The 4803-nt window shown below is 55.6% G+C and carries 7 protein-coding genes; 2 read left to right on the top strand and 5 right to left on the bottom strand.

What is annotated here, in order from left to right:
• Window positions 1–132 precede the first annotated feature (132 nt).
• On the top strand, window positions 133–591 hold the full coding sequence (lysM, locus tag FN633_RS10155) for a peptidoglycan-binding protein LysM (RefSeq protein ID WP_042391428.1): 459 nt from the start codon (window positions 133–135) through the stop codon (window positions 589–591).
• A 40-nt stretch (window positions 592–631) separates the two neighbouring features.
• Here lysM and yedF read toward each other — a convergent pair whose 3' ends face one another.
• Window positions 632–865: a sulfurtransferase-like selenium metabolism protein YedF gene (yedF, locus tag FN633_RS10150; protein WP_154057615.1), complete on the bottom strand. Its 234-nt coding sequence runs from the start codon at window positions 863–865 to the stop codon at window positions 632–634.
• Window positions 862–2067, bottom strand: coding sequence for a selenium metabolism membrane protein YedE/FdhT (gene yedE, locus FN633_RS10145; protein WP_154057614.1), 1206 nt, complete (start codon window positions 2065–2067; stop codon window positions 862–864). The genes yedF and yedE overlap by 4 nt, the downstream gene beginning before the upstream one ends.
• Before the next feature lie 188 nt (window positions 2068–2255).
• Between yedE and yedD the strand changes: the two genes are divergently transcribed.
• Window positions 2256–2669, top strand: coding sequence for a lipoprotein YedD (gene yedD / locus FN633_RS10140; protein ID WP_154057613.1), 414 nt, complete (start codon window positions 2256–2258; stop codon window positions 2667–2669).
• Window positions 2670–2710: 41 nt separating this feature from the next.
• On the opposite strand, the gene amyA is transcribed toward yedD, so the two are convergent.
• From amyA to FN633_RS10125, 3 genes are all read right to left on the bottom strand, one after another.
• On the bottom strand, window positions 2711–4198 hold the full coding sequence (gene amyA / locus FN633_RS10135; protein WP_154057612.1) for an alpha-amylase: 1488 nt from the start codon (window positions 4196–4198) through the stop codon (window positions 2711–2713).
• Window positions 4199–4299: 101 nt separating this feature from the next.
• Entirely contained in the window at window positions 4300–4659 is a 360-nt protein-coding gene (fliT, locus tag FN633_RS10130) for a flagella biosynthesis regulatory protein FliT (RefSeq protein ID WP_154057611.1), read from the bottom strand.
• The coding region (locus FN633_RS10125) for a flagellar export chaperone FliS (RefSeq protein ID WP_208674197.1) at window positions 4659–4803 on the bottom strand (145 nt) is incomplete at its 5' end. The genes FN633_RS10125 and fliT, both read right to left, overlap by 1 nt.

Genomic DNA, 4803 nt, shown 5'->3' with positions numbered 1-4803 from the left:
TATGAAAATTGCACAGTCATATCATGGCGATGCAGGTGTAGTCAGAACTTCCTTAAAACACGCTTACGTCAGCCGCTTCCCCTAACCTCTGCTACACTTTCAGAGTCTTAACTTAACGGTAAGGAGCTGAAAATGGGTCTTTTCAATTTTGTAAAAGAAGCAGGCGAAAAGCTGTGGGACGCCGTCTCAGGGCATGACGACAAGGAAGAGCAGGCGAAAAAGGTGCAAGAGCATCTGAGCAAAACCGGGATCCCGGATGCGGATAAGGTGAACGTGCAGGTCGCCGACGGTCAGGCTACCGTTACGGGTGAAGGCCTGAGCCAGGAAGCGAAAGAGAAGATTCTGGTGGCGGTAGGTAATATCTCCGGTATCGCCAGCGTTGCTGACAACGTTAAGGCCACTGCCGCGACGGATACTGCTGCGAAAGAGAGCCAGTTCTATACCGTGAAATCGGGTGACACGCTGAGCGCCATCTCTAAACAGGTGTACGGCGACGCTAACCAGTACAACAAGATTTTTGAAGCGAACAAGCCGATGCTGAAAAGCCCGGAAAAAATCTACCCGGGCCAGGTGCTGCGTATTCCGCAGTAATTCGGTCATACGCCGGGCAAATGCTGCCCGGCGTATACATCTATTTCTGAATCAAATAACGAATGGTCGGTCCATCCTGCTGAATATCCAGCACGGTATAGCCGTGATTGCGGGCGTCCAGCGGAATGTTATTAATGGATTGCGGACAGTCGCTCACCACCTCCAGAATCTCACCCTTTTTTAACTGCGGCATCGCCTCCAGCGTGGCGACGGCAGGGTAGGGGCAGGGCTCGCCCACCATATCCAGACGATAATCCGGCACAATAATTTTCATACTGCTTCCTTAACCGCCAGCGTGGCGGCGCGCTTAAAGAAATGTTTCTCCCAGGCCACGACGAGCAGCAGGGCGGCCAGCAGCAGACCGTAGGTAACCAGTAAACCTCCGAGCGGCCCGAAGGTGTTCAGCAGATTGACCTTATCCCAGCGGGTGGCCAGCGATGGGGCCAGATCGTCCCAGAAATAGGCCAGTAGCGTCGAGCCGATAACATTCCCCAGTCCCACCCACCAGTAGTGCACCTGGCCTTCAACGGCACGATACATCCAGCCGGTTTCGCACCCACCCGCCAGCACAATGCCGAAGCCGAAGAGCAGACCGCCTATGACGGCGTTAGGGCCAGCCCACATGATTTTGGCTTCGACGCCCAGCTGAACGTAGCTAAAAATTCCGATGGCGCTCACCGCCATCCCGAGGATGATGGCCTTCGCCATATGGGTGCGGCCGGTGATCCACATGTCGCGGAAGGCAGAGGTGAAGCAGATCTGCGCCCGCTCAATCAGCAGACCAAAGCCGACGCCGAACAGCATGGCGAGACCGAGCTTAGGCTGATTCATCGCCGTGAGCAGCGCCCATCCCAGCATGCCGACAAACACCAGCATGCCGAGGCGAAAGCGACGGCACGCCCGGTCAGGCTGCTGCGTCAGCGGCGAGGCAGCAGAGACCTTCTGCATTTTTACCGGGATGCGGAAAAACGGCAGCAGGGTCACGCGTGCGCCAAACCAGCTGCCTACCGCCGTGGCCAGGGCAAAGAACCAGGCGTGGAGGGAAAACTGCGGAATGCCGGTGAAAAAAGCGGCCAGGTTACAGCCCATCGCCAGACGTGCGCCGAATCCGGCAATGATGCCGCCGACAATGGCCTGAAAAATACGGATACGGCTGCGGGGCATACGCAGTTTGACGTTATTGGCCCACAGCGCGGCAGCGAAACAGCCGCCAAACATGCCGATGATCATCATGCCGTCGATGCGGGTCAGCGGCGTGCCTTCCAGATGGATCAGCTTGTAGTAACCCCAGGTTTCTGCATGGACGCCCATCAGCTGCAAAAGCTGACCGCCCCAGCGGGTAAATTCCCCGGTAACGGCCCAGAAGGTGCCGGTAATGCCAAAATAGTAGGTGGAGAGAATGCCGGCGGCGATAACGGCGGGCAGGGGTGCCCAAAAGGTAATCAGCCAGCGCTGTTTGACGTGTTGCCAGGACATGGTAATAGCCTCTGAACTCAGAAGGTTTATGGAGTAAAGCGGAACCGCGATCCTACACGCACACGCGCATTTGCCCAGCGGTAAATGGCATTTATACGGTGCAGATCAAGTAAAGTGCTGAAGGTAATTGCTGACAGCCGTGGCGCTTTAATGCCAGAATATTTTTTTCTTCGCGCGCAGGACATTGGATGAAAAAAGTAGCGATTTTAAGCGCATTGCTGGCGTTGACCGGCTGTGCACAGATTGATAACTATAACGAGGTGGTCAAACACCCGGCACCCGCCGATCTCGTCGGGTACTGGCAATCCGCCGGGCCCCAAAGTGAACTGGTAAGTCCAGAGGCGATAGCCAGCCTGGTAGTGACCTCCGCTGGGGATACGCTGGACTGTCGCCAGTGGCAGCGCGTGATTGCGCTTCCAGGTAAGCTGACGCTGCGCGGGGATGATTTCTATAACGTGACGCAGAAGGTCGAGGTGTACTCGGTAGAGCGCGATGGTGCCCTGCTGGAGTATGCGGGCATGACGTTAAAACGGGTTGATCGCCCCACCGCCGAGTGCGCAGAGGTGTTGGCGAAAAGCCCGCTGCCTACGCCGCTGCCGTAAAGCAACAACGCTGAGTGAGGTCTCTCACTCAGCGTATTCGGTTACAGCACGTCCTCCAGCACCCACACGCTAACGCTGCCGCCGTTGCAGGTAAAGGTCCCCGTACCGTTTTCATCTGTGCTGACGGTCTCCTCGCGGTTGCCGAGGTAGTCGCGCCACATCTTATTGCCATAGTTTTCCCCTAGCTCCAGCGTCTTTTCCCCGTCGTCACCGTTGGAGAGCACCACGACGCAGCCGGGATCCTCTTCGGTTCCGCTCCGGCTAAAGGCGATGCAGTTCGGGTGATCGAACCACAGGGTCTGGACGCCGTGGGCAAAGCGCTGACGGGCCAGGATCAGCTGGTCGAGCTGTTCGATAATCGGCATATCGATGTGGTAGGTTTCGCCATCGCCGCCGGTATCGTCATAGCTTGCGCCATACAGATCCGGATAGAATACCGACGGGACGCCGTTTTCCCGCAGCAGGATCAGAGCGTAGGCCAGCGGTTTAAACCAAGATTCCACCGGTGCTTCCAGCGCCTGTAACGGCTGGGTGTCGTGGTTGGTGACCAGGGTGACGGCATGGAAGGGATCGGCTTCTACCAGCGTGCCGGTGAAAATCTGGCTCATGTCGTAGTCACGGCCCTGCAACGAGGCCTGATGGAAATTCATCTGCAGCGGGGCATCGAACAGCATCGTATTACCATCTACCTGATCGATATACTGCTGCAAGCGGCCGACTTCATGGGCCCAGTACTCGGCGACGATGAACAGCGGCTTCGGGGCCACCTCCTGCACGTGATTGATCCACTCCTTATAGAACCAGGCCGGGATATGCTTCACGGCGTCGAGTCGGAAGCCGTCGCACTGGGTCTGCTCCATTATCCAACGCGCCCAGTATTTGATCTCCTCCGTCACCGCCCGGTTGCGGTAGTCGATATTGGAACCCATCAGATAGTCGAAGTTACCCAGCTCTTCGTCCACCTGATCGGTCCAGCCGTCGCCGGTGTAATCGTTAACAATTTTGAATATGCCATCTTCGTCGGGATTTTCGATATGATCGACACCGCTAAAACACTTGTGGTCCCAGACAAACGTAGAATATTTTCCCTTACGGGCGGGGAAGGTGTAGCGCGTCCAGGCTTCGCAGGCAATCTCTTCATCATCGATCTGATTGCGGTCGTGTTCGTTTACCCGATTAACACAGATCGACTCTTTTTCATCGGCTCCCATCTTATGGTTGACCACGACGTCGAGCAGTACGGCAATGCCGTTCTCTTTCAGCGCACCGATAGCCGCCAGCAGCTGGGCTTTGTCACCGTACTTGGTGGCCACGGTGCCTTTTTGATCAAACTCGCCCAGGTCAAAGAGATCGTAGGTGTCATACCCGACCGAGTATCCTCCCGTCGCCGCTTTATAAGCAGGGGGCAGCCAGACCATGTTAATGCCAATATCATTAAAACCAGCTGCACGCTCGGCCACTTCCGGCCAGAGTTTACCGCCATCCGGATAGTACCAGTGAAAGCATTGCAATAAGGTGGGGTTTTTCATCGACCATGCTCCAGAGTGAGGAACTTGAAGTATGGATGAAAATCAGCAAACGAAGCGGGTGAGGGCGTTAAAAAATATCACCCGCCTGAAGGCAGTAGCGTTCACAACTCGCTTGGGAAAAGGATATTACCAGAGAGGCGTCCATAGGTTGAATTCAGGTTCTGTTGGCGGGACGTTTGCCCAACTAAGGTGCGTAGTTCTTCCATGCGCTGGTGCAGCAGCGTTTTAAGCTCAACTTCGTTATCGAGGATCTGTTTTAACAGCGGGCGGAGCCGCCCCTGAATAGCAGGGGCAGTATCTGCGGTATCCTGCAGCTGAGTCAGCTTTTCAACTGCGGTGATATAGCTCACCTCATGTTGGATAAGCTCATCCCAGCGCCCCTCTTTAGCAAGGTTAAGCATCATGTTGCTGGTCAGCAGCAGCTGCTGATAGTGTTGGAGCAACCCGAAATCGGCATCCATTAGTAGGTGTCCCGCGCATTTTGATTATTAGGGCCTATCTCCTTCCAGGCATCTGCAATGTTGGTCAGCAGGTTCGTGACCTCATCAATGGCAGCAAGGTCATTGTGCAGATTGGCCTGGAGAAGACGCCGTGTCATATAGTCA

It is taken from the genome of Pseudescherichia vulneris, from assembly GCF_902164725.1.
GTDB classification, from domain to species: domain Bacteria; phylum Pseudomonadota; class Gammaproteobacteria; order Enterobacterales; family Enterobacteriaceae; genus Pseudescherichia; species Pseudescherichia vulneris.
Note: the sequence above shows the minus strand (reverse complement) of the source record. Positions and strands in the feature narration are given on the sequence as shown.

Coding starts and splice junctions, on each gene's coding strand:
- yedD (WP_154057613.1), top strand. CDS start 2,256: ATGAAAAAAGTAGCGATTTTAAGCGCATTGCTGGCGTTGACCGGCTGT.
- amyA (WP_154057612.1), bottom strand. CDS start 4,198: ATGAAAAACCCCACCTTATTGCAATGCTTTCACTGGTACTATCCGGAT.
- fliT (WP_154057611.1), bottom strand. CDS start 4,659: ATGGATGCCGATTTCGGGTTGCTCCAACACTATCAGCAGCTGCTGCTG.
- lysM (WP_042391428.1), top strand. CDS start 133: ATGGGTCTTTTCAATTTTGTAAAAGAAGCAGGCGAAAAGCTGTGGGAC.
- yedE (WP_154057614.1), bottom strand. CDS start 2,067: ATGTCCTGGCAACACGTCAAACAGCGCTGGCTGATTACCTTTTGGGCA.
- yedF (WP_154057615.1), bottom strand. CDS start 865: ATGAAAATTATTGTGCCGGATTATCGTCTGGATATGGTGGGCGAGCCC.